This is a genomic window from Streptomyces sp. NPDC056161, assembly GCF_042268025.1.
Lineage (GTDB): Bacteria > Actinomycetota > Actinomycetes > Streptomycetales > Streptomycetaceae > Streptomyces.
The window spans coordinates 16,277-42,061 of record NZ_JBHJUV010000076.1 but is presented as its reverse complement, the minus strand read 5'-3'; the positions used below and the strand labels follow the sequence as shown (position 1 = coordinate 42,061).

Genomic DNA, 25,785 nt, shown 5'->3' with positions numbered 1-25,785 from the left:
CGCGCGGTGACTTCACCGCGCGGGCTCACGCCACCGACGACCCGGCCGACGTCGGCCCGGTCGACTTCGTCTTCCTGGGTCTGAAGGCGCATTCGTACGCGGCGTGCGGGCCGCTGATCGAACCGCTGCTGCACGAGCGGACGGCCGTGATCGCCGCCCAGAACGGCATCCCGTGGTGGTACTTCCACCGGCACGGCGGCCCCCACGACGGGCACCGGGTCGAGAGCGTGGACCCCGACGGCACGGTCAGTGCGGTGCTCGCGCCCGAACGGGCCATCGGCTGTGTCGTCTACGCCGCCACCGAACTCGAAGGCCCCGGAGTGGTGCGGCACTTGGAGGGCACCCGGTTCTCCATCGGGGAGCCCGACCGCAGTGTCTCGCCACGCTGTCAGGACTTCAGCGAGGCAATGCGGGCCGGTGGCCTGAAGTGCCCGGTCGAGCCGGACCTGCGCAACGACATCTGGCTCAAGCTGCTCGGCAACATCTCCTTCAATCCGATCAGCGCCCTGGCCCGGGCCACGATGCGGCAGATGTGCCTGCACGGCGGCACCCGGCGGGTCATCGAGATCATGATGCAGGAGACCCTCTCCGTGGCCGAGGCCCTCGGCTGCGAGGTCGGGGTCTCCATCGAACGCCGGCTCGCGGGTGCGGAGCGCGTCGGCGACCACCGCACGTCCACGCTCCAGGACCTGGAGCGCGGCAAACCGCTCGAACTGGACGTGCTGCTCGCGGCCGTCGTCGAGCTGGCGGAGATCACCGACGTGGACGTGCCCACCCTGCGCACCGTGCACGCGATCTCGGACCTGCTGGCGCTGCGGAGCGCCGCGTGAGCGCACGGCTACCGAGCGCCTCCTCCCGGCTCGCCCACCCGCTTGTCCGTGACTGGCGCGACCGGCGCGACCGGCGTGACTGGCGCGACCGGCGCGGCGGGCCGACGCGGCGGGCGGGCTGGGAGGAGGCGCCGGCGCGCGCCGCCCCGGGTCGCCCCGGGCCCGCCCGCGGCGACCCGGCCGAGGACGGTGTGCGCGTACTGCCGGGTAGGCCACGACGCCGCCCCGCGCGTGCAGGACAATGAGGCCGTGAAGGTCACCTCGCCGTACGACAGCCGGTGATCCACGGGAACCTCCGCATCAAGGGCCGTCTCGGCCGCCAGCACGTACAGAACCGGGGCTGATCACATGGGACGAGTCACGGAACGACGCAAGGTGATCCGGATCCGCGAGGGAGCCGTCTCCACCCGGCCGGACACCCTGGTCGCCGAGGAACCGATGGAGATCAGGCTCAACGGCAGACCGCTCGCCATCACCATGCGCACGCCCGGCGACGACTTCGCGCTGGCCGCCGGTTTCCTGGTGAGCGAGGGGGTGCTGGCCAGCGCCGCCGACGTGCAGAACATCGTGTACTGCGCGGGCGCCACGGACGGGGGCGCCGACCCGTCCGCGGCAGGCCCGGGACTTCGGGGAGGGTCCAACACCTACAACGTGGTGGACGTGAAGACCGCGCCCGGCGTCGTCCTGCCCGACATCACGTTGGAGCGGAACGTGTACACGACCTCCTCGTGCGGACTGTGCGGCAAGGCCAGCCTGGACGCGGTGCGTACGACGGCCCACTGGCCGATCGCCGACACTCCCCCGGTCCGGGTGGACCCCGATCTGCTCGCCTGCCTCCCCGACCGGCTGCGGGCGGCCCAGCGGGTGTTCGACCGGACCGGGGGTCTGCACGCCGCCGCCCTGTTCACCGAGGAAGGGGAACTGCTGGACATACGGGAGGACGTGGGCCGGCACAACGCGGTCGACAAACTGGTCGGCCGGGCGCTCCAGGACGGAACCCTGCCGCTGTCCCGCTCGATCCTGCTAGTCTCCGGCCGGGCCTCGTTCGAGCTGGCGCAGAAGGCCGTGATGGCGGGCATTCCGGTGCTCGCGGCGGTCTCGGCCCCGTCGTCGCTGGCGGTGGACCTGGCCGCCGAGACGGGCCTGACCCTCGTGGGTTTCCTGCGGGGCAGGTCCATGAACGTGTACGCGGGTGAGGCCCGGGTCGCCCTGCGGGCCGCGGCCGCCAAGGGCTGACCGGTTCCCCGCGGCACGGCGGCGGGGCCCCCGGCGGGGAGCGCCCCCTGCGCCGACGGGGCCCCGCCGCACCTGGACACCCGGCCGTCTCAGACCTGCCGCGCCACCCGGGCGAAGTCGGTGATCAGGGGCGCGCGACGGCTCGCCGCCCAGGCGAGGAACACCTGGTCCGGCTCGGCGTCACGTACGGGCACGTAGGTGATGTCGGGGCGCGAGTACTGCTCGGCGACCGAGGTGGGCACGAGGGTGATGCCGGCGCCGCCCGCCACGCACTCGAACTTCTCCTCGACGGTGCGGATCGGCAGGTCGCCGGGGAGCGGATCGGCGTAGCGCAGCCGGCGCTCGCCCGCCAGGTCGGCGAGGGCGAGGTCCTGCTTGCCGGCGAGCCGGTGGTGCGCGGGCAGCATCGCCACCCTCTCCTCCGTGTACAGCGGCACGAGGGTGAGCCCGCGCTCGTCGATCGGGCGGCGCACGTAGGCCAGGTCGACCGTCCCGTCCAGGATCAGCCGCTCCTGGTCGTCCCATTCGACGCGCCGGGCATGCACCTCAACGCCGGGGTGGGCGGCGCCGAAGACCCGCAGGGCGCGGGTGACCACCACCCCCGCCCGGAAGCCGACGACCAGCCGCCGCGGTCCGCGCGCGGCCCTGCGCACCCGGCGCCGGGTGGCGTCCGCCGCGGCGAGCAACTGCCGTGCGTCGTCGAGGAGTTGACGGCCCGCGGGAGTGAGGGTCACCCCGTGGCTGTCCCGTTCGAGGAGGGTGGCGTCCAGGTCCTTCTCCAAGGCCCGGACCTGGCGGCTCAGCACGGGCTGGGCGATGTGCAGGCTCTCGGCCGCCCGCCCGAAGTGCAGCTGCTCGGCGACGGCCGTGAAGTAGCGGACCTTCCGCAGGTCGAGGTCCATGTCCGTCCCTTCCGCCGATGCGGTGGCGATGCCTTCAGGGTATCGCCACGCCCGGAAGAGGTCTTGGACCACGAGGTGCCCGCGGGCGCAGGCTGGAACACATCGGACCGGCACGGAAGGAATGACGGGATGAGACTGCACGGACAGCGGGTCGTGGTCGTCGGGGGCACGTCGGGCATCGGCCTCGCGGTCGCGGAGGCCGCGGCCCGGGACGGAGCCGGCGTCGTGGTCGCCTCCCGGCGGCGGCAGAGCGTGGACACCGCGCTGGAACGGCTTCCGCGGGGCACCGAGGGACATGTCCTCGACGCCACGGACGAGACGGCGGTGCGCGCCTTCTTCGACCGGCTCGGCGCCTTCGACCACCTGGTCTACACCGCCGGGGAGGCACTGCTCATGGAGGGCCTGGCGGAGTCGGACCCGGCTCGGGCCAAGCGGTTCCTGGACACCCGGCTGTGGGGCGCGTACACGGCCGTCAAGTACGGCGCGCCCAAGATCCGCGAGGGCGGTTCCATCGTGCTGACGACCGGGACCGCGGGACGCAGACCGCTGCCGGGTACGAGCGTCGCCGCGAGCCTGTGCGGCGCGATGGAGTCGCTCACCCGGGCACTGGCCCTGGAGCTGGCCCCGCTCCGGGTGAACGTGGTCTCCCCCGGCCTGGTGCGCACCGAACTGTGGCGGGAGCTGTCCGAAAAGGACCGCACCGGCCTGTTCGAGGCCGGCGCCGCCTCGCTGCCCGTCGGCCGGGTGGGCACCCCGGAGGATGTGGCGGAGGCGTACCTGTATCTGATGCGCGGCGGGTACAGCACCGGTTCGGTGGTGGTCGTGGACGGGGGCGGACTGCTGGTCTGAGACCGGGCGGCACGCCGGGCCACCTGAGTGGGTCGGCCCGGCACCGGTATCCGGTTCAACAGGTCCGCGCGCGGGTCGCGTTCGGCGCTCACCGGCAGGGGCCGACGGCGTACGCCCTGCGTTCACCCCCCGAATGGCCGCACCGTTCTTGTGACCCGGTGCCGACGCCAACTAACGTCTGGGATGGGCACGTTGGACGTCGGATGTCCGAATGTCCCGATGCCCGTACGGCTCGACGCAGGAAGGGCAGGCCGCACATGCCGCCAAGAACCGGTGCACTCCCCCTGGTCCTCCGGCTCCGCAGGGGCAGGGGACATCGCGCGAGATCCGCTCTGGCCGCCGTCCTCACGGCGGCCACACTGTTGCTGCTGCCCCATCCCGCGAGCGCCCGGACGGCACCCGCCGGGGCGGCGCACGATCAGACCGCACCGGCCCGCACGGCACAGAACCGGGCGGCGCGGGTCCAGACGGCCCCCGGGTCCAGCGGCTTCGACCAGCAGGTCCTCTTCAAGGCGTCCCAGGACCCGGGGTACGCCTGCTTCCGCATCCCGGCGATGGTCCGGACGGCCGCCGGCACGCTGCTCGCGTTCGCCGAGGGCCGGGTCCTCAACTGCGGTGACGCGGCGGACATCGACATCGTGCTGAAGCGGTCCACCGACGGCGGCCGCACCTGGGGCCCGCTCCGGGTGGTCAACCGGGGTGCGGGCGACACCCACGGCAACCCGGCGCCGATCGTGGACCGCAGGACGGGGCGGGTCCTGCTCGCGGAGACGTACAACACGGGCCGCAAGGACGCCGGGAGCTGCTCCGTCCCCTGCGACCGCACCCCGCACCTGCAGCACAGCGACGACGACGGCCTGACCTGGTCGGCGCCGCGCGACCTGAGCCCCGAGATCCTGCCCGGGAACTGGAACTCCTGGTACGCGACCGGTCCCGTGCACGGTCTCCAGCTCAGCCGCGGCCGGTACGCCGGACGGCTCGTCTTCGGCGTCAACACCGAGACGTGGAACGGCAGCCGGGTCACCGCCAACCACGCGGCGCTCATCGTCAGCGACGACGGCGGCGACCACTGGCGGATCGGCGCCACGGACAGCTGGCCGATCGCCACCGACGGCACCTTCCGGCAGAAGCCGTCCGAGATGGCGCTCGCCGAACGCGCCGACGGCTCGATCCTGGTCAGCGGCCGGGAGCAGGACGGCACCGACCTCGGCCACCGTACCCAGGCGGTCAGCGGCGACGGCGGCACCGGCTTCACCGCCCCCTTCCGGAGCCTCCCGGACCTGTACGCGCCCCAGGTGCAGTGCTCGACGCTGCGGCTCGGCGGCCGGCTGCTGCTGGCCTGCCCCGGCGACCCGGACCGGCGCCGCACGATGATGATCCGCTCCTCCTACGACGGCGGCCGCACCTGGGACAGCGTGGACCGCGGCACGGTCGTCACCACCGACTGGTCCGGCTACTCCGACCTGGCCGCCGTCGCACCCGGCACGGTGGGGCTGCTGTACGAGGGCGGGGCGGCCGACGCCCGCGACGAGATCCGCTTCGCCCGCTTCGCCGAGGACCGGCTGCGTCCGCGCCGCGGCCCCGACCCCACCACCCCCGACCTCGCCCCCCGGGCCGCGCGCGCCGCGGTACTGGGCGGCGCGACCCGGACGGCCGGCGTGACGGGCGGCGCCCTGAAGTTCGACGGCGTCGACGACGCCGTACGCCTGCCGTACGACGGCCGGCTCCCGCTCGGCACCCGGGACTTCACCGCGTCGCTGTGGTTTCGCACCACGGCGGCCGGCGGCGAGCAGCCGCTGCTGTGGATGGGCGGCATCGGCACCGGCCAGCCGCAGGTGTGGCTGCGCGGCGAGCCCGACAGCGACCGGGTGCGCGGGCTGATCACGGTACGGGCGGGCGCGACGACGGTCCGGACGGCGGCGGTCGCCGCGTCCGGCGCCCACAACGACGGCCGCTGGCACCACCTGGTGCTGCGCCGCGGCGGCGGGCGGCTGACCCTCGTCCTCGACGGCGCGGCGTCCTCCGTCGCCGACGTGCCCGGCTCGGTGAGCCGCAACTCGCCGTTCGGTGTGCACATCGGCCAGCGCATGGACGGCCGGGCCTTCTTCTCCGGCGCGATCGACGACGTCCACGTCTGGGACCGTGCGCTGTCCGACGCCGAGCTGTCCGACCCGCGGGTGCTGCGCTCCACCCGGGACACCGTGCTGTGGCTGCCCCTGGACCAGGTGGCCGCTGGCGCTCCCTGAGGCCCCGGGCGGCGGGCGTCAGCCCGAACGCGTCCCCGTGCCGACCCCGGCGGGTGCCGCCGAGGCCGGCACGGCCTCCGCCGTGAGTGCCGCCTCGGGGTCGCGCGCCCGGCGCTTGGCGATGACCGCGCAGACCATGAGCTGCATCTGGTGGAACAGCATCAGGGGCAGCACGGCCAGCGAGGCGTGCGCGCCGAACAGGACGCTCGCCATGGGCAGCCCGGAGGCGAGGGACTTCTTCGAACCGGCGAACTGGATCGCGATCCGGTCCGCGCGTCCGAACCGCAGCGCCTTGCCGCCGTACCAGGTCAGCACGAGCATCACGGCGAGCAGGGCGGCCTCGACGACCAGCAGGCCGCCCAGCCGGGCGGGGCTCACCTGGTGCCAGATCCCCTGGACCACGCCCTCGCTGAACGCGGCGTAGACGACCAGGAGGATCGAGCCGCGGTCGAAGACGGCGAGCACCTTCTTGTGCCGGGTGACGAAGCCGCCGACCCAGGGGCGCAGCAGTTGTCCGGCGAGGAAGGGCACCAGCAACTGGAGCACGATCTGCAACAGCGAGTCGGCGGAGAACCCGCCGCCGCTGTTGCCGAGCAGCGCCGCCGCGAGCAGCGGGGTGAGCACGATGCCGACCAGCGAGGAGAAGGAACCGGCACAGATCGCGGCGGGCACGTTGCCGCGGGCGATCGAGGTGAACGCGATGGACGACTGGATCGTCGACGGCACCAGGGTGAGGAACAGCAGTCCCTGGTAGAGCGAGGAGCTCAGCAGCACCGGCACCAGTCCGCGGGCGGCCAGGCCGAGCACCGGGAAGAGGACGAAGGTGCAGGCCAGGACGGTGACGTGGAGCCGCCAGTGGCGGAGCCCGTCGATCGCCTCACGGGTGGACAGGCGGGCGCCGTAGAGGAAGAAGAGGAAGGCGATCGCGGTGGTGGCGGCGCCGGAGGCCACGTCGGCGCCGGTTCCCCGGGCGGGCAGTATGGCCGCGAGCCCCACGGTCCCGAGCAGCAGCAGGATGAACTTGTCGATCGGCATCCAACTCGGCCAGTGCAGGCGTCTCACGGTGCTCCACTTGCTGTGCGTCAGGGCGGTGATCAAGGGTCGCAGGACCCCTCTCCATCGTCCTCCCCGGAACGGCGATCGGGAATCCGGCATACCGCTCTCACTGTCATCATGTACCGCGATATCCTGACGCCGTGTACGAGCCCTCCCACCTTCGGACCTTCCTCGCTGTGGCGCAGACGCTCAGCTTCACGCAGGCCGCCAGGCGGCAGGGGCTGCGCCAGTCCACCGTCAGCCAGCACGTGCGGCGGCTGGAGGACGCCACCGGACGCCAGCTGTTCACCCGCGACACCCACTCCGTGGAGCTGACCGAGGACGGCGAGGCGATGCTCGGCTTCGCCCGCCGGATCCTGGAGGTGCACGAGCAGGCGACGACCTTCTTCACGGGGACGCGGGTGCGCGGCCGGCTGCGCTTCGGCGCGTCGGAGGACTTCGTGCTGACCCGGCTGCCGGAGATCCTGGAGGGCTTCCGGTACGACCATCCGGAGGTCGACCTGGAGCTGACGGTCGAGCTGTCCGGCACGCTGCACGAGCAGCTGGCCGCCGGGAAGCTGGACCTGGTGCTGGCCAAGCGGCGGCCGGACGATCCGCGGGGCGAACCGGTCTGGCACGACGACCTGGTGTGGATCGGCGCGGAGCGGCTGCGGCTGGACCCGGACCGGCCGGTGCCGCTCATCGTGTTCCCGCCGCCGGGCATCACCCGTGCCCAGGCGCTGGAGGCGCTGGAGCGGCAGGGCCGTCCGTGGCGCATCGTGTGCACCAGCGGCAGCCTCAACGGCCTCATCGCGGCGGCGCGGGCCGGGCTCGGTGTGATGGCGCACTCACGGGGCCTGGTCCCGCCCGGACTGTTCCGGGTGCCGGACCGGGCGGGCCTGCCGGAGCTGGGCAGGGTCGACTTCGTCCTGCTCCACGGCCGCCACCGCACCCCGGCGCGGAGCGCGGCGGACGCGCTCGCGTCGGCGATCCTGAGCGGCGGGGAACGCCTGCACCGGCGCGGCGCCTGAACGCTCCGCCCGCGAGAAGCCGCGGCCCCGGACCACCGGACGCCCGCGGTTGACTTCAAGCGCTTGAGGTGTGTTCTGCTGCCCGGCATGACAACCTTCACCATTCAGGACATGTCCCGGCGCAGCGGGCTGAGCGAGCCGACGCTGCGCTACTACGAGGACGTCGGGCTGGTCGGCCCGATCGACCGCGACGAGCACAGCGGGCACCGCCGCTACGGTCCGCGGGACCTCGATGTGATCGAGGCGCTGGCCTGCCTGCGCGCGGTCGGCGTCGGCATCGAGGACATGCGTACCTATCTGGCGAACCGGGCCCGTGGGCGGGCGGCGGCGGCCGAGCAGCGCGATCTGCTGCTGCGGCACGCCGAGCGCGTCGAGGAGGAGATCGCGGCCCAGCGCGCGCGGCTCGGCTATCTGCGGGAGAAGGCGGCGCTGTGGGACGCCCGTGAGCGCGGGGACGCCGCCGCGGAGGCCGGGGCGATGGAGCGACTGGCGGGCGCGATCGGCCGCCTGGGGGTGTTGCGATGAGCCCGGTCCTGGTCACCGGTGGATCCGGCTACCTGGCGACGTGGCTGATCGCCGCCCTGCTGCGGGCCGGCCGCCCGGTGCGCACCACGGTGCGTTCGACGGCCCGCGAGGCCGGCGTGCGCGCGGCCGTGCGCCGCGGGCACGCCGACGACGGCGGCCTGGAGGTCGTCGCCGCCGACCTGACCGCCGATGACGGCTGGGCCGCCGCGGCGGCCGGCTGCGCCGAGGTCCACCACGTCGCCTCGCCCTTCCCGGTCACGGATCCGGCGGATCCCGACGAGCTGATCGTCCCGGCCCGCGAGGGCACGCTGCGGGTGGTGCGGGCCGCGCGCGACGCGGGTGCCCGGCGGGTGGTGCTCACCTCCTCCTTCGCCGCGGTCGGATACTCGCCCAAGCCGGGCGCCGAGTTCACCGAGGCCGACTGGACCGATCCGGACACGCCGGGACTCGCGCCCTACCCCCGGTCCAAGGCGATCGCCGAGCGTGCCGCGTGGGACCTCATGGAGCGCGACGGCGGCGGCACCGAACTCGTCGTCGTCAACCCGACATTCATCCTCGGGCCCACCCTCAGCACCGGCCTGCACTCCTCGACACAGCTGGTCAAGGCGATGCTGGAGGGGACGATGCCCGTCGCACCCCGCCGGCGCTTCGGCGTCGTGGACGTCCGGGACGTGGCCGACCTGCACCTGCGCGCCATGGCCGCGCCGGAGGCCGCCGGCCGGCGCTACCTGGCCGTCGCCGACGGCCCGACGCTGAGTTTCCTGGAGGTCGCCGACGTCCTGCGCCGACGGCTCGGCCCGCCGGCCGCGCGGGTGCCCACGACGGAGGCTGCGGGGGACGGCCCGCCGCGTCCGGTCATCCACAACGACCGGGCCCGCGCGGAACTCGGCTGGCGTCCGCGACCGGCCGGCACGACGATCGTGGAGACGGCCGAGAGCCTGCGCGACCTCGGTCTGCTGGAGTCGGCAGGGTGAGGGCCGCCGGGGCTTCGCGCCGGGCACCGGGCCGAGCCGGGAACGGCGCCCGGCCGTCCGGGTGATACCGCGGGCCCGACGGCGGTTTCCGGACTCGACGCTTGCGGACCGCCCGACGGCGGTTTCCGGACTCGACGCTTCCGTCCCGCCCGACGGCGGTTTCCGGACTCGACGCTTGCGTCCCACCCGGCGCCGGCGCCCGCCTCGGCCGCCCCGGACGACCGCTGCGCGCCCTGCGCGACGGCGGACGCCCGAGCCCTCAAACCCCCGTAATCGGGCCGTACAGATTCAGTGGAGATTACGCCACCGAAACTTACTCAACCGTAAGTAATCTGTCCGCCCCTTCCCCGTGTGAGCGTTTTCTCCCGGGCGCGACCATGCGGTACGGGCGCATTGGCCGTTTTCGCACCCCCTCCCATCCGGCCAAACGGTGGGGTAGCTTTCACGGCGCTGTGCGGAGCGCCACCGAAGGAGCGGGAGCGGGGTTTGCGCGAGTTCACCAACCCTCCGTCGGCGTCGGCGCCACCGGTGGGTGGTCTGGCCGACGTCGTCTTCGAGCATGCCGTCCGGGACCCCCTCCATGTGGCGCTCGGCCGCAAGGACGAGTCGGGGCAGTGGCGGGACGTGACCTCCGCGGAGTTCCGTGACGAGGTCCTCGCCCTCGCCAAGGGGCTGCTCACCCGTGGTGTCCGCTTCGGCGACCGGGTCGCCATCATGTCCCGCACCCGCTACGAGTGGACCCTCTTCGACTACGCGCTGTGGGCGATCGGCGCCCAGGTGGTGCCGGTCTACCCCACTTCCTCGGCCGAGCAGTGCTTCTGGATGCTGTACGACTCGGAGGTGTCCGCGGCGATCGTCGAGCACGAGGACCACGCGATGACGATCGCCACCGTCATCGACCGGCTGCCACGGCTGCGCCAGCTGTGGCAGCTGGACTCGGGCGCCGTGCAGGAGCTGTACGACGCGGGCGCGCACCTCGACGACGAGATGGTGCACCGGCACCGCCGCGCGGTCACCCCGGACTCGGTCGCCACGATCATCTACACCTCGGGGACGACGGGCCGGCCCAAGGGCTGTGTCATCACGCACGGCAACTTCGCGTTCGAGGCGGAGACCGTCATCGAGCGCTGGGAGCCGGTGTTCCACTCGAAGAAGGGCGACGAGGCGGCCACCCTGCTGTTCCTGCCGCTCGCGCACGTCTTCGGACGGATGGTGGAGATCGCGGCGATCCGCGGCGGGGTGCGCTTCGGGCACCAGCCGCAGCTCAACGCGGCCGCCCTGCTGCCCGATCTGCAGGCGTTCAGGCCGACGTTCATCCTCGCGGTGCCGTACATCTTCGAGAAGGTGTTCAACGCCTCGCGGCGCAAGGCCGAGAAGGAGGGAAAGGCCGGGCCGTTCGAGAAGGCGGTCGAGATCGCGGTGCGGTACGCGGACGCGGTGGAGGCGAAGGCATGGGGCGCCGGTCCCGGCCCCTCGGCCTCGTTGCGCGTGCAGCACCAGATCTTCGACAAGCTCGTCTACGCCAAGGTCCGTGCGGCCATGGGCGGCCGGATCCGGAACGCGATGTCGGGCGGCTCGGGCATGGACCGCAGGCTCGGGCTCTTCTTCGCGGGCGCGGGCGTGCAGGTCTACGAGGGCTACGGCCTCACCGAGTCGACGGCCGCCGCCACCGCCAACCCACCCGAGCGCACCCGCTACGGCACCGTCGGCCAGCCCATCCCGGGCGTGAGCGTGCACATCGCGGACGACGGGGAGATCTGGCTGCACGGCGACAACGTCTTCAAGGGCTACCTCAACAACCAGAAGGCCACCGACGGGACCCTGCACGACGGCTGGCTGGCCACCGGCGACCTGGGATCGTTGGACGAGGACGGCTATCTGACCATCACCGGCCGCAAGAAGGAGATCCTGGTGACCTCCGGCGGCAAGAGCGTCTCGCCCGGGGCGCTGGAGGAGCGCGTCCGCGACCATCCGCTGGTCAACCAGTGCATCGTCGTCGGCAACGACCGCCCGTACGTCGCCGCTCTGGTCACCCTCGACCACGAGGCGATCGAGCACTGGCTGTCGATGCGCGGCAAGCCGCGGCTCTCGCCCGCGCAACTGGTCCGCGACCCGGATCTGGAGACCGAGGTGCGGCGCGCGGTGGTGGCCGCCAACACCCTTGTCTCGCAGGCGGAGTCGATCCGTACCTTCCGGATCCTGGGCCAGCCGTTCACCGAGGAACACGGCCTGCTGACGCCGTCGATGAAGCTGAAGCGCAAGGCGATCGAGAACGCGTACGCGAACGAGGTGGAGGCGCTGTACCGGGCGTGAGCGGGCACAGCGCCCCCGAAAGCGGGCCGCGGTGGTCAGCGCGGCGAGCCGCAGGGCGGACAGCGGGTCGCCGCGACGGTGCCCGGTCTCCTGCTCACGAGGCCAGTCCCGCAACCGTAGAGGTAGAGCCCGACCGGGTACGACCAGCCGCCGATGGTGCTAGGCGTGTAGCGGGCCATGGTGGAGTCGACCACGGCCGTGGACCAGTCGGGGGCGGCCGGCCGGGCCGTGGCCGCGGGGGCGGCCGTGGGCAGTGCGACCAGTGCGGTGGCGGTGAGCGCGACGGCCGTCAGTGCCGGACGGCTGCCGCCCCAGGAGTGCGGGACGGCCGGTGATCGTTCACGATGGAAGCAGCACCCGTCGGCAACCGAAGGGGCGAGCACCCGTGAGCAGCAAGGTTCCCCCGGTCGTCCTCAACAACGGCGTCGAGATGCCTCAGCTGGGTTTCGGCGTCTGGCAGGTACCCGACGACGAGGCCGAGCGGGCCGTCGCGACGGCCTTGGAAGCCGGGTACCGCAGCATCGACACGGCGGCGGTCTACGGCAACGAGGCGGGCACCGGCCGCGCCGTCACCGCCTCCGGTCTGCCCCGCGAGGACGTCTTCGTCACCACCAAGCTCTGGAACGCCGACCACGGGTACGACGCGGCGCTGCGCGCCTACGACGTCAGCCTGGCGAAACTGGGCCTGGACTACGTCGACCTGTACCTCATCCACTGGCCGCTGGCGCAGCGGGACACGTTCGTCCCGACGTACAAGGCGCTGGAGCGGTTGTACGCCGACGGCCGCGTGCGGGCCATCGGCGTCTCCAACTTCCTGCCCGAACACCTGGAGCGGCTGACCGCCGAGACGTCGGTCATCCCCGCGGTCGACCAGATCGAACTCCACCCCCGGCTCCAGCAGCACGCGGCCCGCGAACGCCACGCCGAACTGGGCATCACCACCGAGGCGTGGTCGCCGCTCGGCCAGGGCAAGGGCCTGCTGGAGGTGCCGGCGATCGTCGCCGTCGCGCAGAAGCACAACCGCACTCCGGCCCAGGTCGTACTGCGCTGGCACGTCCAGCTGGGCAACATCGCCATCCCCAAGTCCGTGACGCCGTCCCGGATCAGGGAGAACATCGAGGTCTTCGACTTCAGCCTGGACACCGAGGACCTCGCGGCGATCGGCGCGCTGAACGAGAACCGCCGGCTGGGCCCGGACCCGGCGACGTTCGGCATCTGAGCCCGCGCGCGCCGCGCCCGCCGCTCAGTCGGCGCGCACGTCCGCGTACACGACCTCGAACTCCTCCAGCCCGGTCACGGTCGCATGCGCCTTCGCCACCCCTTCGTGCCGCACCGCCGCCATGACCGCGCGGGACGCGGCCAGCGACTCGCGGTCGACGAAGAGGAGGCCGGACCTGGCGCGTCCGCGCTCCCGGTCCACGAACAGGGACGCGCCGGCGATGCCGCGCAGCGTGTCCAGCCGGGGCAACAACGACGTCCGGAACACGTCGGCGAGCAGATCCGTGTCCGCCGGGTCGAACTCCAGCCCGGTGACCCGCAGTCCGCCGCCCGCCCTCGGGTGCTGGAACACGTGGAAGGCCGCCACCTCGTAGTTGTCGACGGTCACCGTGCCCGCGAACGGCCCGAGGAGTTCGGCGCGCCGCAGGCTCATCACCTCGTCGCTGTTGTGCCGGTCCGCCGCGGAGGACCACCAGCTGGCCGAGAGCAGTTTGCCCAGCTCCCGGTCGACGAAGACGCTCGCTCCGCGGTAGCCGGGCCGCTCCATGAGCAGGTCCCGCCCCGCGGTGTTGAGGGCACGGAGCGCCGTGTCGATCTTCGTGGGATCCCCGGTCGCGTACACCGTGCGGACGAACATGACGACTCGCCTCCCCGGAAGCCAGGTAATGGTTCGGACATATCCGCCCCAAAAATGTGGAATGTCCACTGATGTCCAGTCTTGTCGTAGGAACGAATCATCGCAAATGGCACAGCGAGCACGTGCTTGCACCGAGGGACTTGACGAGGCCACGTAAAGAGGCCACCTTGTACGGCACCCGGTAAGGAAACTTTCCTAACAGACAGAAGGGTCCCCCACAGTGCGCATGCGACCACTGACCCTCGCCGCGGCCTCCGGGGCCGCACTGCTCGCGACCGGAGTGCTCCCCGCGAGCGCCTCGGGCGCCCCCACCGCCCCGACGTCGACTCAGGAGGGCACGGTCAGCGCGGCCGACCTGCTGGCCAAGGTGACGTCATGTCAGCAGATCTCGAACGGCAAGTACAAGACCGACGACGAGACGTCGGCCACGATCCCCGTGTGCGGCAAGAACGGCGCGGTGTTCTGGAAGGCCGACATGGACATCGACTGCGACGGCCAGCGCACCTCGAACTGCAACGAGGACACCGACCCCTGGTACCAGGACGACACGGCCTTCCACCAGTCCGACGACAAGCCGCTGAAGGCGGACACCCTGCCGTACGTCGTGGTGCCCAGCTCCAGCAGCATCTGGAACTACTCCGGCGCCGGCATAAAGGGTGGCGGTGTGGTCGCCGTCATCTACAACAACAAGGTCGAGTACGCGGTCGTCGGTGACACCGGCCCCACGCAGATCATCGGCGAGGCGTCGTACGCCACCGCCAAGGCGCTGGGCATCGACCCCGATCCGGAGACCGGCGGCGCCGACTCCGGGGTGACCTACATCCTGTTCAAGAACTCCCAGGTCTCCCCCATAGAGAGCCACAGCGGCGCGGTCAGCCGCGGGGACCAGTTGGCCAAGCAGTTCCTCCTGGACAACTGAGGCGGACGGCGGGCCGGTCGGGCTCCGTGCGGCCCCGCGCCTCCGCCAGGGCGTCGTGCGATGCCCTGACCGGGAACGCGGGGCCGCACGCGCGGCGTCCCCGGACGGCGGTCAAGCGGGCCGGACCGCCGTGTACAGCGTGTACGCGCTCAGGACGAACACGTCCGGGCGGCGGTGGACGCTCTCCGGGTCGGCCGGGTCGAGAAGCCGGCCGAGGGTGGCGCGGTCGTCGGCGTCGAGGCCGTCGGCCACCAGGTCGCGCAGCCGGGCGAGGGTGGCGGCGGCGTGGGCGCGGGCCCGGTCGGACGCCGGCGCGGGCAGGTCCAGCAGGAAGCTGCGGGTGCCGGTGTGCCGCAGACCGGCGGAGGTCAGCAGGGCCGGCCAGTCCTCCCGTTCGGCGACGCTGCCCGGGAGTTCGGCCCGCATCCGCGTGAACCGCTCCTCCTGCACCGCGTCGAGCCTGGCTTGCAGCCCCGGCCGTCCGATGCCGATGTCCCGGGGCAGGAACCGGCTGGGCAGGCCGCCCTCCAGCAGCGCGAGCGTGCCGCCCGGCACCAGCCTGGCCGCGAAGGCGGTGAGCGCCGCGCGCTGGTCGGCGAGGTGGTGCAGGCTGCGGCTGGCCCACAGCAGGTCGGCCGGGTAGGTCAACTCGTCGAGGACCGCGGGGAGTTCCCCGGCGAGCGTGTCGAACCGGTCGGCGACGCCCTGCCGGGCGGCCCGGTCGCGGGCCCGCTCCAGGAGCGGCTCGGTACCGTCCACGGCCAGCACCCGTGCGTCCGGGAACGCCTCGGCGAACAGGCACGACACCACGCCGGGGCCGCTGCCCGCGTCGACGATCAGCCCCGGCCCGGCCGCCTCCTCGGCGAGCCAGGCCATGGCCTGCCGGTACACGGGCGCGGTCAGCTCCGCCTGCGTCTCCAGCAGCGAGGCCAGCTCCGACCAGTCGATGTCGGTGCCCCGCTGCTCCTGCCCGGGGCCATGTTGGTGCCCGTGCTGCTGCTTGTGATGGTGATCGGGGTGGTGATCGTGATGTCCGTGCGCCATGGTGGTCAGCCTCTCGTCCGGGTGCCGCCAGCCTGCTCCGAAGCGTCGTACGCAGGCCAGTGCTGTTGCCGGGACCGCAAAACCGCGACGGCCCGGGACCGGACGGAAGGAGCGGGGGCGAGGGCAGGTGGGACGCGCGGCGCGAGCCGCCGCCGTGTCGCACGCACGGCGGGAGCCGCCGTCGTGTCAGGACGGCGGCGGCGGGCCCGGCGTCAGCCGTCCGCCGGCTTGGCGAAGGAGCGGCCGTGAACCGCGGGTCGGCGCGCGGGCGGTCCTGGTCCGGCAGCCGGGCGAGGCGCCCGGCGAACTCCTCGGTGCGCGGGTCGCCGGGCGGCAGCAGCGTGAACCAGCCGCGGCGCAGGTCCGCGACGGTGCCGCGCGGGCTGCGGCCCTGGCCGAGCCCCGGGAAGGAGGCCCGCCGGGCGGGGAGCAGACCGTGCTCGGCGGCGTACGCGGCCACCGTCCGGTCGTCGTCCCGGGCCGGCCGGCGCGGACGCGCCGCGAGCACGGCGCCGATGTCGCTGCCGACGTCGTGCGCCGCGGCCTTGTCGACGGTGGTGATGTACACCCCGCCGGGCCGCAGCACCCGGGCGCACTCGGCGACGACGGAGCGGACCTCGGCCGGGTCCTGGATCCGGGTCCTGGATCAGGTGCAGCACCCAGACGCTGGTGACCGCGTCGAACGTGCCGTCACGGAACGGCAGTCGGCGGCCGTCCGCCCGCAGCACCCGCCCCGGCAGCCGGACGGCGGCCAGCCGCACCATGGCGTCGGCGAGGTCGGTGCCGGTGACCCGCAGCCGGGGCCGGCCCGCCGCCGGCCGCCGGGTCACGATCCCGGTCCCGCAGCCCACGTCGAGGAGGCGGCCGGTGGTCGCGGGGACCAGGCCGAGCACCGCGTCGGCCGCCGCTCGGGCTCTGGGCTCACCGCCGCGTGACGCGTCGTAGCCGCCGGCCTCTTCCTCGTAGTCGAGCACGTACCTCAGCTTGCCCCGTGGGCCGGGGCCAGATCCGCCACCCGGCGGGCCAGCTCGAAGTCCAGCTCGGTGACGGCGCCGCCCACGCTGTGCGTGTTCACGCTCAGGGACACCGAGTGGTAACCAAGGGTGAGGTCGGAGTGGTGGTCCAGTTCCTCCTGGACCCGGGCGATGTGCACGACCATCGCGGCGGCCGCGAAATGCGAGCCGAGCCGGTACGTACGGGTGATCCGGTCCCCGTCGAGCGCCCAGCCCGGCAGCTCGGCCAGCCGGCCCTCGATCTCCTGTTGCGACAGCGGTGCGACGGCCATGGCCCGGCTCCCTTCGTGGCGGTACCGCCCCGGCCGGCCCGGTGCGGTCGTGCTACCCGTTCAGCCTGTCATGCCCGCCCGGCCCGCACGCCACTACGCGGGCCCACCCGGGTCGGCGCGGCCCCGCGTGCCGCCACGGGCGCCCGCCGGCCCCGTGCGGCACGGCGGCCCCGGCCTCCTCGACTACCGTCGTCGGTATGGCCATCACCGCCTCCGGCTCCGCAGCGTCCGCCGTCCCCGCCGACCGGTCGGGCGTCGGCCCGCTGCTGCGGGCCTGGCGGGAGCGGCGGCGGCTGAGCCAGCTGGAGCTGGCCCTGCGCGCCGACTCCTCCGCCCGGCACCTCAGTTTCATCGAGACCGGCCGGTCCCGGCCGAGCGAGGAGATGGTGCTGCGGCTGGCCGAGCACCTGGACGTTCCGGTGCGTGAGCGCAACGCGCTGCTGCTCGCGGCCGGTTACGCGCCGCGCTATCCGCAGACCCCGTTGGACGATCCGGCGCTCGACGCGCTGCGCGACGGCATGCGGCGGCTGATCGGCGGCTACGAGCCGTACCCGGCGCTGATCGTCGACGGCTCGTACACGGTGGTCGCCGCCAACCGGGGTGTCACGATGCTGCTGGAGGGCGTCCCGGAGTCGCTGCTGGCACCCGCGCCGAACGCGATGCGGCTGACCCTGCACCCGCAGGGCCTGGCGCCCCGGATCCGCAACCTGCGCGAGTGGCGGGGTCATCTGCTCGCGCAGATGGAACGGCAGCTCGCCCTGCACCGCTCGGACGCGCTGCGCGCGCTGTACGAGGAGGTGGCGGCCTATCCGGTCCCGGACCGGGACGCCGGGGCCGAGGACGAACCGGCCGGGCCCGTGGCCTACTTCGCGCTGCCGCTGCGGATCGAGCACGCGGGCCGGGTGCTGTCCTTCGTGTCGTCCATCGCCACGTTCAACACGCCGATGGACGTGACCGTCGCCGAGCTGGCCGTCGAGACACTCCTGCCCGCGGATCCGGCCACGGCCAAGTACCTGCACTCCCTGGCGGGTTGACGTGACGCGACGGCTGCCGCGCGACCGGCCAGCGTCCGCGACCGCACGGCGTGACACACTGCTCGCATGCAGGGGCGCGCAGGGGAGGTCGTGGCGTGAGTGAGCGGCGGCCCGCGCCCACCGTGGGCCAGGTGGTGCTGGGCAGGCGGCTCCAGGAGCTGCGGGAGGCGGCCGGGCTCGGGCGCGAGCAGGCGGCCCGGGTGCTGCGGGTGGCACCGGCGACCGTGCGGCGGATGGAACTGGCCGAGGTCGCCCTGCGGATCCCCTATGTACAGATGCTCCTCAGCGCGTACGGCGTGGCCGCGGAGGAGGCCGCCGCGTTCGTCCGGCTGGCCGAGGACGCCAACCGGCCGGGCTGGTGGCAGCGGTTCCACGACGTGCTGCCGGAGTGGTTCAGCATGTACGTCAGCCTGGAGGGCGCCGCCCGCATCATCCGCTCCTACGAGCCGCACTTCGTGCCCGGCCTGCTCCAGACCGAGGGGTACGCGCGTGCCGTGATGGAAGCGGGGACGGTCGGCCAGGACGGACCGGACTCCATCGAGCGCCATGTCTCCCTGCGCATGGCCCGGCAGCGGCTCCTGGAGCGGGACGACCCGCCCCACCTGTGGGCGATCATCGACGAGACGGTGCTGCTGCGCCGGGTGGGCGAGCGCGCCGAGGTGATGCGCGAGCAGGTGGACAAGCTGCTGGAGTTCGCCGAGCGGGACCGGGTCACGATCCAGCTCGCCGAGTTCGCGTCCGGCCCGCATCCGGGGACGTACGCGCCCTTCTCACTGTTCCGGTTCGCCGAGCCCGAACTGCCCGACATGGTGTTCACCGAGTACCTGACCGGAGCGCTGTACCTGGACTCCCGCAAGGAGGTCTCCGTACACCTGGAGGTCCTCGACCACATGACGGCGCACGCCGCGTCCGCCCAGCGCACCATGAAGCTCCTGCGGGAGTACCGCGAGAACCTCTGACCCGGTTCCCGGCGTCCGAGCTGGTTCCCCGGCCGTCCTGTCCGGGTTCCCGGGTGTTCCGGTCGGTTCCTGGGCGTTTTGTTCGGGGTTCCCGGCTCCGGGCGGCGTGCCGCCGTACCGGGTCCTGACCCGTACGGGTGCCGTGGACGGGTGCGCTCCCCCGTCCCGCCCTAGGTTCGAAGCCACGGGTGACCGAGGGAGCGCACGTGACCGACACGCGGACACCGCCCCAGGAACCGGGCGCGGCACTGCTGGGCGCGGGCCGGTTCTTCCGGCGCGGCACCGCCGCCGCCGATCTGCACAGCGTGCGGCTGACCGGCGGCCGGGAGGCGGACGCCTTCTACCGGGACCGCTGGAGCCACGACAAGGTGGTGCACTCCACGCACGGGGTGAACTGCACCGGCTCGTGCCGCTGGAAGGTGTACGTCAAGGACGGGATCATCACCTGGGAGACCCAGGAGACGGACTATCCGACGGTGGGCCCGGACCGGCCCGAGTACGAGCCCCGCGGCTGCCCGCGCGGCGCCGCGTTCTCCTGGTACACCTACTCCCCCACCCGGGTACGCCACCCGTACGTCAGGGGCGTCCTCCTGGAGATGTACCGCGAGGCCCGGCAGCGGCTGTCCGACCCCGTGCTGGCCTGGGCGGACATCCAGTCGGACCCCGAGCGGCGGCGTCGCTACCAGCGGGCCCGCGGCAAGGGCGGCCTGGTGCGGGCCTCCTGGGACGAGGCGCTGGAGCTGGTCGCCGCCGCCCACGTCCACACCATCAAGACGTACGGCCCCGACCGGATCGCCGGGTTCTCCCCGATTCCCGCGATGTCGATCGTGTCGCACGCGGCCGGGGCCCGGTTCCACTCCCTCATCGGCGCGCCGATGCTGTCCTTCTACGACTGGTACGCGGATCTGCCGGTGGCCTCGCCGCAGGTGTTCGGCGACCAGACGGACGTACCCGAGTCGGGCGACTGGTGGGACGCCGCCTATCTGATGATGTGGGGCTCCAACGTCCCGGTGACCCGTACCCCGGACGCGCACTGGATGGCGGAGGCCCGCTACCGCGGCCAGAAGGTCGTGGTGGTGTCGCCCGACTACGCGGACAACACCAAGTTCGCCGACGAGTGGCTGCATCCGCACCCGGGCACGGACGGGGCGCTGGCGCTGGCCATGGGCCATGTCGTGCTCAAGGAGTTCTTCGTCGACCGCGAGACGCCGTTCTTCGCCGACTACGTGCGGCGCTTCACCGACCTGCCGTTCCTGGTGACGCTCACCGAGCGGGACGGGGCGTACGTACCGGGGAAGTTCCTGCGCGCCGCCGACCTGGGGGCGGACGGCGAGGGCGTCGAGTGGCAGACCGTCGTCCTGGACACGGCGTCCGGCCGGCCGGCCGTGCCCAACGGCTCCCTGGGCTTTCGCTGGACCGAGTCGGGGCAGGGCCGCTGGAACCTGGACCTGGGCGACCTGGAGCCGCGGCTGAGCCTGTACGGCGCCGCGTCCGCCCGCCCGGTGGAGGTGCTGCTGCCGCGGTTCGACACCGAGGGCGGGGAGCACGGACAGGGGCGCGGTGAGGTACTGCGCCGGGGTGTGCCGGCGCTGCGGCCGGACGGGCCGGGCGGCCCGCTGGTGACGACGGTGTTCGATCTGCTGCTGGCGCAGTACGGAGTGGCCCGCCACGGGCTGCCCGGTGACTGGCCCGACGGCTACGAGGACGCCCGTACCCCGGGCACGCCCGCCTGGCAGGAGGTGCACACCTCGGTCCCGGCGGCCGCCTGCGCGCGGATCGCCCGGGAGTTCGCGCGGACCGCCGAACGGTCCGGGGGGCGCTGCATGATCCTGATGGGTGCGGGCACCAACCACTGGTTCCACTCCGAGACGATCTACCGCACCTTCCTCGCCCTGCTCCAGCTGACCGGCTGCCAGGGCCGCAACGGCGGCGGCTGGGCGCACTACGTCGGACAGGAGAAGTGCCGTCCCCTCACCGGCTGGGCCACCCTGGCGGCCGCCTCCGACTGGTCCCGGCCACCGCGGCAGATGATCGGCACCGCCTACTGGTTCCTCAACACCGACCAGTGGCGCTACGACCTGTTCGGCGCGGACGTGCTGGCCTCACCGCTGGGCGAGGGCCGGTTCGCCGGGATGACGGCCGCGGACTGCCTCGCCCAGTCGGCACGGGCGGGCTGGATGCCGTCGTACCCGACCTTCGACCGCAATCCGCTGGAGCTGGGCGAGGCCGACGGCGATCCGGTGGCCCGCGCGGTGGACGAACTGCGGGCGGGCACCCTCAGGTTCGCCTGCGAGGATCCGGACGCCCCGGAGAACTGGCCGCGGGTGCTGACCCTGTGGCGGGCCAATCTGCTCGGCTCGTCGGCGAAGGGCGCCGAGTACTTCACCCGGCACCTGCTGGGCACCCACTCCTCGCTGCGCGCCGAGGAGGCCGGGCCCGGACAGCGGCCGCGCGAGGTGACCTGGCACGAGGAGGCCCCGGAGGGCAAGCTCGACCTGCTGCTGTCGCTGGACTTCCGGCAGACGTCCTCCACGCTGCTGTCGGACGTGGTGCTGCCCGCGGCGACCTGGTACGAGAAGCACGATCTGTCGTCGACCGACATGCACCCGTATGTGCACGCGTTCACCCCCGCGGTGGATCCGCCGTGGCAGGCCCGTACCGACTTCGAGACGTTCAAGGGCCTGGCGGAGAAGCTGAGCGAGCTGGCCGCCGGCCATCTGGGTGTGCGCAGGGACCTGGTCGCCGCGCCGCTCCAGCACGACACCCCGGGCGAGACCGCCCAGCCCGGCGGGGTGGCCCTGGACTGGAAGCACGGGGAGTGCGAACCCGTGCCCGGCCGGACGATGCCGCATCTGACGGTGGTCGAGCGGGACTACCCGGCGGTCGGCGCCAAGTTCGCGGCGCTCGGCCCGCTGGTGGAACACCTCGGACTGCCCGCGAAGGGCGTCGTTCTCCGCCCGGACGAGGAGGTCGGCCGGCTGCGGGAGGCGAACGGTGGCGCGCACGGCGGTCCGGCCGACGGCCGCCCCCTGCTCGACACGGCCGTGAAGGCGGCGAACACCGTCCTGGCGCTGTCCGGCACCACCAACGGCCGGCTGGCCACCCAGGGTTTCCGCACCCTGGAGCGGCGCACCGGCAGGCCGATGGCCCAACTGGCCGCCGAACACGAGGGCAGGCGCGTCGACTACGCCGACACCGAGGCCGCGCCGGTCCCGGTGATCACCTCACCGGAGTGGTCGGGCAGCGAGTCCGGCGGGCGGCGCTACACGGCGTTCACGCAGAACACCGAGCAGCTCAAGCCGTGGCACACCCTCACCGGCCGGCAGCACTTCTTCCTGGACCACGACTGGATCCACGAGCTGGGCGAGGCGCTGCCGGTGTACCGGCCGCCGCTCGACATGCACCGGCTGTTCGGTGAGCCGCGGCTCGGCCCGGACGGGCAACGGGAGGTGACGGTCCGTTACCTCACCCCGCACAACAAGTGGTCCATCCACTCCGAGTACCAGGACAACCTGTTCATGCTGTCCCTCTCCCGGGGCGGTCAGACCATCTGGATGTCCCCCGAGGACGCCGACGCCATCGGGGTCCGCGACAACGACTGGGTGGAGGCGGTCAACCGCAACGGCGTGGTCGTGGCACGCGCGGTCGTCTCGCACCGGATGCCCGCCGGCACCGTGTACATGCACCACGCGCAGGAGCGGACGGTGAACGTGCCGCGGACCGCGACCACCGGGATGCGGGGCGGCACCCACAACTCGCTCACCCGGCTGCTCCTCAAACCGTCCCACCTCATCGGCGGCTACGCCCAGTTGTCCTGGGCGTTCAACTATCTGGGCCCGACGGGCAACCAGCGCGACGAGGTGACGGTGATCCGCCGCCGCGGCCAGGAGGTCGAGTACTGATGCGTCCGATGGCCCAGCTCGCGATGGTCATGAACCTCGACAAGTGCATCGGCTGCCACACCTGTTCGGTGACGTGCAAGCAGGCGTGGACCAACCGGCAGGGCATGGAGTACGTCTGGTTCAACAACGTCGAGACCCGGCCCGGACAGGGCTATCCGCGCCGCTACGAGGACCAGGAGAAGTGGCGGGGCGGCTGGGAGCTGAACCGGCGCGGCGCGCTGCGGCTGAAGGCGGGCGGCCGGCTGCGCAAGCTGGCCGGGATCTTCAGCAATCCCCGGCTGCCGGAGATCAAGGACTACTACGAACCCTGGACGTACGACTACCGCACGCTCACCGACGCCCCGCTGGGCGACGACTACCCGGTGGCCCGGCCCGTCTCCCAGCTCGACGGCAGGCCCATGGCGATCGAGTGGTCGTCGAACTGGGACGACGACCTCGGGGGCGCCCCGGCGTACGGCGATCTCGACCCGATGGTGGAGCGCACCCGGCAGCAGGTCTCGGACAAGGTGCGGTTCGAGTTCGAGCAGACCTTCATGTTCTATCTGCCGCGGATCTGCGAGCACTGCCTCAATCCGTCCTGCGTGGCGTCGTGCCCGTCCGGCGCGATGTACAAGCGGAGCGAGGACGGCATCGTCCTGGTCGACCAGGACCGCTGCCGGGGCTGGCGGATGTGCGTGACCGGCTGCCCGTACAAGAAGGTGTACTTCAACCACCGCACCGGCAAGGCCGAGAAGTGCACGTTCTGCTATCCGCGGACGGAGGTCGGGCTGCCGACGGTCTGTTCGGAGACCTGCGTCGGCCGGCTGCGCTACCTCGGCGTGCTGCTGTACGACGCCGACCGGGTCACCGCCGCCGCCGAGGTCGAGAACGAGCAGGACCTGTACGAGGCCCAGTTGGGCGTCTTCCTCGACCCCCAGGACCCGGAGGTGCGGCGGGCGTGCGAGGCGGCGGGGATCCCGGACGACTGGCTGGCGGCGGCCCGCCGCTCCCCCGTGCACACGCTGATCAGCCGGTACCGGGTGGCGCTGCCGCTGCATCCGGAGTACCGGACCCTGCCGATGGTCTGGTACATCCCGCCGCTGTCACCGGTGGTGGACGCGCTGACCGGGACCGGACACGACGGCGAGGACGCGGAGAACCTGTTCGGCGCGATCGACACGCTGCGCATCCCGGTGGAGTACCTGGCGGAGCTGTTCACCGCGGGCGACCCCGAACCGGTACGGGCCGCGCTTCAGCGGCTGGCGGCGATGCGCTCCCACATGCGGGCGGTCAACCTCGGTGAGGAGCCCGACGGCCGGATCTCCGCGGCCGTCGGCATGGACCGGGCGCAGATCGAGGAGCTGTACCGGCTGCTGGCCATCGCCAAGTACGAGGACCGGTACGTCATTCCGACGGCCGCCGTGGGCGACGCGGGCCGACTGGAGGAGTCGGCCCTGCCGGAGGGCTGCGCCCTCGACGGGGAGGGCGGGCCCGGCATGGGCGGGGACGGTCCGTTCGGCGGCGACTCCGGACGCCGCCTGCTGCCGCTGGTGTCGGTGGAGACCTTCCACGCCCTGAGCAGACGGCAGAAGTCCGACCGTGCCGACGACGCCCGGGAGGTCTGATGCCCTCGGACGCGGTGCTGTACCAGGCGGCGGCGCTCTGTCTGACGTATCCGGACGACGACCTCGTGGCCCGGCTGCCACTGATCCGCGAAGCCGCCCCGCAACTACGGGAGTTCACCGACCACGCGGCGGTCACCCCGCTGAACGAGCTGGCCGCGCACTATGTACGGGTCTTCGACTTCCGGAACCGGCACAGTCTCTATCTGAGCTGGTGGCGCGACGGCGACACCCGGCGGCGCGGGATGTCGCTGGTCCGTTTCAAGGAGCTGTACCGGCAGCACGGCCTGGAGTTCTGCGACGAGGAACTGCCGGACTTCCTGCCGGCGGTCCTGGAGTTCACGGCCCGCACCGGCAGCACGGACCTGCTCACCGGCCACCGCGACGTCCTGGTGGAACTGCGCACCAGGCTCACCGACTTCGGCACGCCGTACGCGTCCGTCCTGGGCGCGGTCTGCGCGGCGCTGCCGCCCGCCCGGACCAGGAGGCGTCCGTGAACACACTGCTGTGGGGTGCGCTGCCCTACGTCGCCATCGCCCTCCTCGTCGCCGGGCTGGTCTGGCGGCACCGCTACGACCGCTTCGGCTGGACCACCCGTTCCTCGCAGGTGTACGAGTCGCGACTGCTGAACATCGCCTCGCCCGTGTTCCACTACGGCATCCTGTTCGTGCTCGCGGGCCATCTGATCGGGCTGTTCGTCCCCGCGTCGTGGACCGGGGCGCTCGGCGTCAGCGAGCACACGTACCACCTGTTCTCCCTCTACGGCGGGACGGCGGCGGGAGCGCTGACGGTCGCGGGGATCCTGCTGCTGGTCTACCGCCGGCGCACCCGTGCCCCGGTGCTGCGGGCGACGACGGCCAACGACAAGCTGATGTACGTCGTGCTGCTCGCCGCGATCGTGCTGGGCATGACCGCCAAGCTCACCCACACCGCGGGGAGCGGCTACGACTACCGCACCACGATCGCTCCGTGGGCGCGCAGCCTGTTCACGCTGCACCCGCGTACGGAGCTGATGGCGGGTGTGCCGGTGCTGTACCAGGTGCACGCGGTGGTCGGCATGCTGCTCATCGCGTTCGTCCCGTACAGCCGTCTGGTGCACATGTTCAGCGCGCCCGTGCAGTATCTGTTCCGGCCGTACATCGTCTACCGCAGCCGTGACCCACGGCAGTTGGGGCCGCGGCCGGAGCGCCGGGGCTGGGAGCGGGCGGGTTCCTGAGCCGGACGCCCGCCCGGCCGCCGGGTGTT

The 25,785-nt window shown here is 72.8% G+C and carries 22 protein-coding genes and 2 pseudogenes; 17 read left to right on the top strand and 7 right to left on the bottom strand.

Annotated elements, in window-relative coordinates:
- From ACFC09_RS41270 to fdhD, 3 genes and pseudogenes are all read left to right on the top strand, one after another.
- Window positions 1–830, top strand: an 830-nt coding sequence (locus ACFC09_RS41270) for a 2-dehydropantoate 2-reductase (RefSeq protein ID WP_376537461.1), incomplete at its 5' end; no start/stop codon positions are given.
- Between the two features lie 168 nt (window positions 831–998).
- A pseudogene (locus ACFC09_RS41265) lies at window positions 999–1,174 on the top strand (Fe-S-binding domain-containing protein); the annotation flags it as partial.
- Window positions 1,175–1,178: 4 nt separating this feature from the next.
- Window positions 1,179–2,066 carry a formate dehydrogenase accessory sulfurtransferase FdhD gene (fdhD, locus tag ACFC09_RS41260; RefSeq protein WP_376537459.1) on the top strand — a complete coding sequence of 296 codons (888 nt, stop codon included), beginning with the start codon at window positions 1,179–1,181 and terminating at the stop codon, window positions 2,064–2,066.
- An 89-nt stretch (window positions 2,067–2,155) separates the two neighbouring features.
- Here the strand turns inward: fdhD and ACFC09_RS41255 are convergent, their stop codons facing one another.
- Complete coding sequence (locus ACFC09_RS41255) at window positions 2,156–2,968, bottom strand: LysR family transcriptional regulator (RefSeq protein WP_376537457.1); 813 nt, start codon at window positions 2,966–2,968, stop codon at window positions 2,156–2,158.
- Between the two features lie 129 nt (window positions 2,969–3,097).
- Between ACFC09_RS41255 and ACFC09_RS41250 the strand changes: the two genes are divergently transcribed.
- The gene (locus tag ACFC09_RS41250) at window positions 3,098–3,817 is read left to right on the top strand and encodes an SDR family oxidoreductase (protein ID WP_376537455.1); all 720 of its coding nucleotides are present in this window, start codon (window positions 3,098–3,100) and stop codon (window positions 3,815–3,817) included.
- 257 nt (window positions 3,818–4,074) lie between these two features.
- A complete protein-coding gene (locus ACFC09_RS41245) occupies window positions 4,075–6,063 on the top strand; it encodes an exo-alpha-sialidase (RefSeq protein WP_376537453.1) in 1,989 nt (662 codons plus the stop codon).
- 18 nt (window positions 6,064–6,081) lie between these two features.
- Here the strand turns inward: ACFC09_RS41245 and ACFC09_RS41240 are convergent, their stop codons facing one another.
- Complete coding sequence (locus ACFC09_RS41240) at window positions 6,082–7,098, bottom strand: bile acid:sodium symporter family protein (protein ID WP_376537469.1); 1,017 nt, start codon at window positions 7,096–7,098, stop codon at window positions 6,082–6,084.
- A 161-nt stretch (window positions 7,099–7,259) separates the two neighbouring features.
- Here ACFC09_RS41240 and ACFC09_RS41235 point away from each other — a divergent pair, with 161 nt between their 5' ends.
- The 4 genes from ACFC09_RS41235 (at window position 7,260) to ACFC09_RS41220 (ending at window position 11,941) form a co-directional block, all read left to right on the top strand.
- Entirely contained in the window at window positions 7,260–8,129 is an 870-nt protein-coding gene (locus tag ACFC09_RS41235) for a LysR substrate-binding domain-containing protein (protein ID WP_376537451.1), read from the top strand.
- 87 nt (window positions 8,130–8,216) lie between these two features.
- Window positions 8,217–8,654 (top strand): MerR family transcriptional regulator, encoded by a 438-nt coding sequence (locus tag ACFC09_RS41230; RefSeq protein ID WP_376537449.1) that lies wholly within the window; start codon window positions 8,217–8,219, stop codon window positions 8,652–8,654.
- The gene (locus tag ACFC09_RS41225) at window positions 8,651–9,628 is read left to right on the top strand and encodes an NAD-dependent epimerase/dehydratase family protein (protein WP_376537447.1); all 978 of its coding nucleotides are present in this window, start codon (window positions 8,651–8,653) and stop codon (window positions 9,626–9,628) included. The genes ACFC09_RS41230 and ACFC09_RS41225 overlap by 4 nt, the downstream gene beginning before the upstream one ends.
- Before the next feature lie 486 nt (window positions 9,629–10,114).
- On the top strand, window positions 10,115–11,941 hold the full coding sequence (locus ACFC09_RS41220) for an AMP-dependent synthetase/ligase (RefSeq protein WP_376537446.1): 1,827 nt from the start codon (window positions 10,115–10,117) through the stop codon (window positions 11,939–11,941).
- Window positions 11,942–11,976: 35 nt separating this feature from the next.
- Here the strand turns inward: ACFC09_RS41220 and ACFC09_RS41215 are convergent, their stop codons facing one another.
- On the bottom strand, window positions 11,977–12,324 hold the full coding sequence (locus ACFC09_RS41215; RefSeq protein ID WP_376537444.1) for a hypothetical protein: 348 nt from the start codon (window positions 12,322–12,324) through the stop codon (window positions 11,977–11,979).
- A 2-nt stretch (window positions 12,325–12,326) separates the two neighbouring features.
- On the opposite strand from ACFC09_RS41215, the gene ACFC09_RS41210 reads away from it, so the two are divergent.
- The gene (locus ACFC09_RS41210) at window positions 12,327–13,160 is read left to right on the top strand and encodes an aldo/keto reductase (protein ID WP_376537442.1); all 834 of its coding nucleotides are present in this window, start codon (window positions 12,327–12,329) and stop codon (window positions 13,158–13,160) included.
- A gap of 24 nt (window positions 13,161–13,184) precedes the next feature.
- Here the strand turns inward: ACFC09_RS41210 and ACFC09_RS41205 are convergent, their stop codons facing one another.
- Window positions 13,185–13,796, bottom strand: coding sequence for a hypothetical protein (locus ACFC09_RS41205; protein ID WP_376537440.1), 612 nt, complete (start codon window positions 13,794–13,796; stop codon window positions 13,185–13,187).
- Between the two features lie 220 nt (window positions 13,797–14,016).
- On the opposite strand from ACFC09_RS41205, the gene ACFC09_RS41200 reads away from it, so the two are divergent.
- Window positions 14,017–14,715 (top strand): glycoside hydrolase family 75 protein, encoded by a 699-nt coding sequence (locus ACFC09_RS41200; protein WP_376537438.1) that lies wholly within the window; start codon window positions 14,017–14,019, stop codon window positions 14,713–14,715.
- A 111-nt stretch (window positions 14,716–14,826) separates the two neighbouring features.
- On the opposite strand, the gene ACFC09_RS41195 is transcribed toward ACFC09_RS41200, so the two are convergent.
- From ACFC09_RS41195 to ACFC09_RS41185, 3 genes and pseudogenes are all read right to left on the bottom strand, one after another.
- Entirely contained in the window at window positions 14,827–15,759 is a 933-nt protein-coding gene (locus ACFC09_RS41195) for a class I SAM-dependent methyltransferase (protein ID WP_376537436.1), read from the bottom strand.
- A gap of 212 nt (window positions 15,760–15,971) precedes the next feature.
- Window positions 15,972–16,733 (bottom strand): annotated as a pseudogene (locus ACFC09_RS41190) (class I SAM-dependent methyltransferase).
- 5 nt (window positions 16,734–16,738) lie between these two features.
- A complete protein-coding gene (locus ACFC09_RS41185; RefSeq protein ID WP_376537435.1) occupies window positions 16,739–17,044 on the bottom strand; it encodes a 4a-hydroxytetrahydrobiopterin dehydratase in 306 nt (101 codons plus the stop codon).
- Between the two features lie 197 nt (window positions 17,045–17,241).
- Here ACFC09_RS41185 and ACFC09_RS41180 point away from each other — a divergent pair, with 197 nt between their 5' ends.
- The 6 genes from ACFC09_RS41180 to narI all read left to right on the top strand — a co-directional run bounded on the left by ACFC09_RS41180 (window position 17,242) and on the right by narI (window position 25,756).
- A complete protein-coding gene (locus ACFC09_RS41180; RefSeq protein ID WP_376537433.1) occupies window positions 17,242–18,078 on the top strand; it encodes a helix-turn-helix domain-containing protein in 837 nt (278 codons plus the stop codon).
- Between the two features lie 95 nt (window positions 18,079–18,173).
- The gene (locus ACFC09_RS41175) at window positions 18,174–19,037 is read left to right on the top strand and encodes a helix-turn-helix domain-containing protein (RefSeq protein ID WP_376537431.1); all 864 of its coding nucleotides are present in this window, start codon (window positions 18,174–18,176) and stop codon (window positions 19,035–19,037) included.
- Window positions 19,038–19,243: 206 nt separating this feature from the next.
- Window positions 19,244–22,939, top strand: coding sequence for a nitrate reductase subunit alpha (locus tag ACFC09_RS41170; protein WP_376537429.1), 3,696 nt, complete (start codon window positions 19,244–19,246; stop codon window positions 22,937–22,939).
- Window positions 22,939–24,543 carry a nitrate reductase subunit beta gene (narH, locus tag ACFC09_RS41165; RefSeq protein ID WP_376537427.1) on the top strand — a complete coding sequence of 535 codons (1,605 nt, stop codon included), beginning with the start codon at window positions 22,939–22,941 and terminating at the stop codon, window positions 24,541–24,543. The genes ACFC09_RS41170 and narH overlap by 1 nt, the downstream gene beginning before the upstream one ends.
- Entirely contained in the window at window positions 24,543–25,037 is a 495-nt protein-coding gene (gene narJ, locus ACFC09_RS41160; RefSeq protein WP_376537425.1) for a nitrate reductase molybdenum cofactor assembly chaperone, read from the top strand. Before narH ends, narJ begins: the two co-directional genes overlap by 1 nt.
- Window positions 25,034–25,756 (top strand): respiratory nitrate reductase subunit gamma, encoded by a 723-nt coding sequence (gene narI, locus ACFC09_RS41155; protein WP_376537423.1) that lies wholly within the window; start codon window positions 25,034–25,036, stop codon window positions 25,754–25,756. Before narJ ends, narI begins: the two co-directional genes overlap by 4 nt.
- Window positions 25,757–25,785: the final 29 nt, after the last annotated feature.

Coding starts and splice junctions, on each gene's coding strand:
- fdhD (WP_376537459.1), top strand. CDS start 1,179: ATGGGACGAGTCACGGAACGACGCAAGGTGATCCGGATCCGCGAGGGA.
- ACFC09_RS41255 (WP_376537457.1), bottom strand. CDS start 2,968: ATGGACCTCGACCTGCGGAAGGTCCGCTACTTCACGGCCGTCGCCGAG.
- ACFC09_RS41250 (WP_376537455.1), top strand. CDS start 3,098: ATGAGACTGCACGGACAGCGGGTCGTGGTCGTCGGGGGCACGTCGGGC.
- ACFC09_RS41245 (WP_376537453.1), top strand. CDS start 4,075: ATGCCGCCAAGAACCGGTGCACTCCCCCTGGTCCTCCGGCTCCGCAGG.
- ACFC09_RS41240 (WP_376537469.1), bottom strand. CDS start 7,098: ATGCCGATCGACAAGTTCATCCTGCTGCTGCTCGGGACCGTGGGGCTC.
- ACFC09_RS41230 (WP_376537449.1), top strand. CDS start 8,217: ATGACAACCTTCACCATTCAGGACATGTCCCGGCGCAGCGGGCTGAGC.
- ACFC09_RS41225 (WP_376537447.1), top strand. CDS start 8,651: ATGAGCCCGGTCCTGGTCACCGGTGGATCCGGCTACCTGGCGACGTGG.
- ACFC09_RS41205 (WP_376537440.1), bottom strand. CDS start 13,796: ATGTTCGTCCGCACGGTGTACGCGACCGGGGATCCCACGAAGATCGAC.
- ACFC09_RS41195 (WP_376537436.1), bottom strand. CDS start 15,759: ATGGCGCACGGACATCACGATCACCACCCCGATCACCATCACAAGCAG.
- ACFC09_RS41185 (WP_376537435.1), bottom strand. CDS start 17,044: ATGGCCGTCGCACCGCTGTCGCAACAGGAGATCGAGGGCCGGCTGGCC.
- ACFC09_RS41180 (WP_376537433.1), top strand. CDS start 17,242: ATGGCCATCACCGCCTCCGGCTCCGCAGCGTCCGCCGTCCCCGCCGAC.
- narH (WP_376537427.1), top strand. CDS start 22,939: ATGCGTCCGATGGCCCAGCTCGCGATGGTCATGAACCTCGACAAGTGC.
- narJ (WP_376537425.1), top strand. CDS start 24,543: ATGCCCTCGGACGCGGTGCTGTACCAGGCGGCGGCGCTCTGTCTGACG.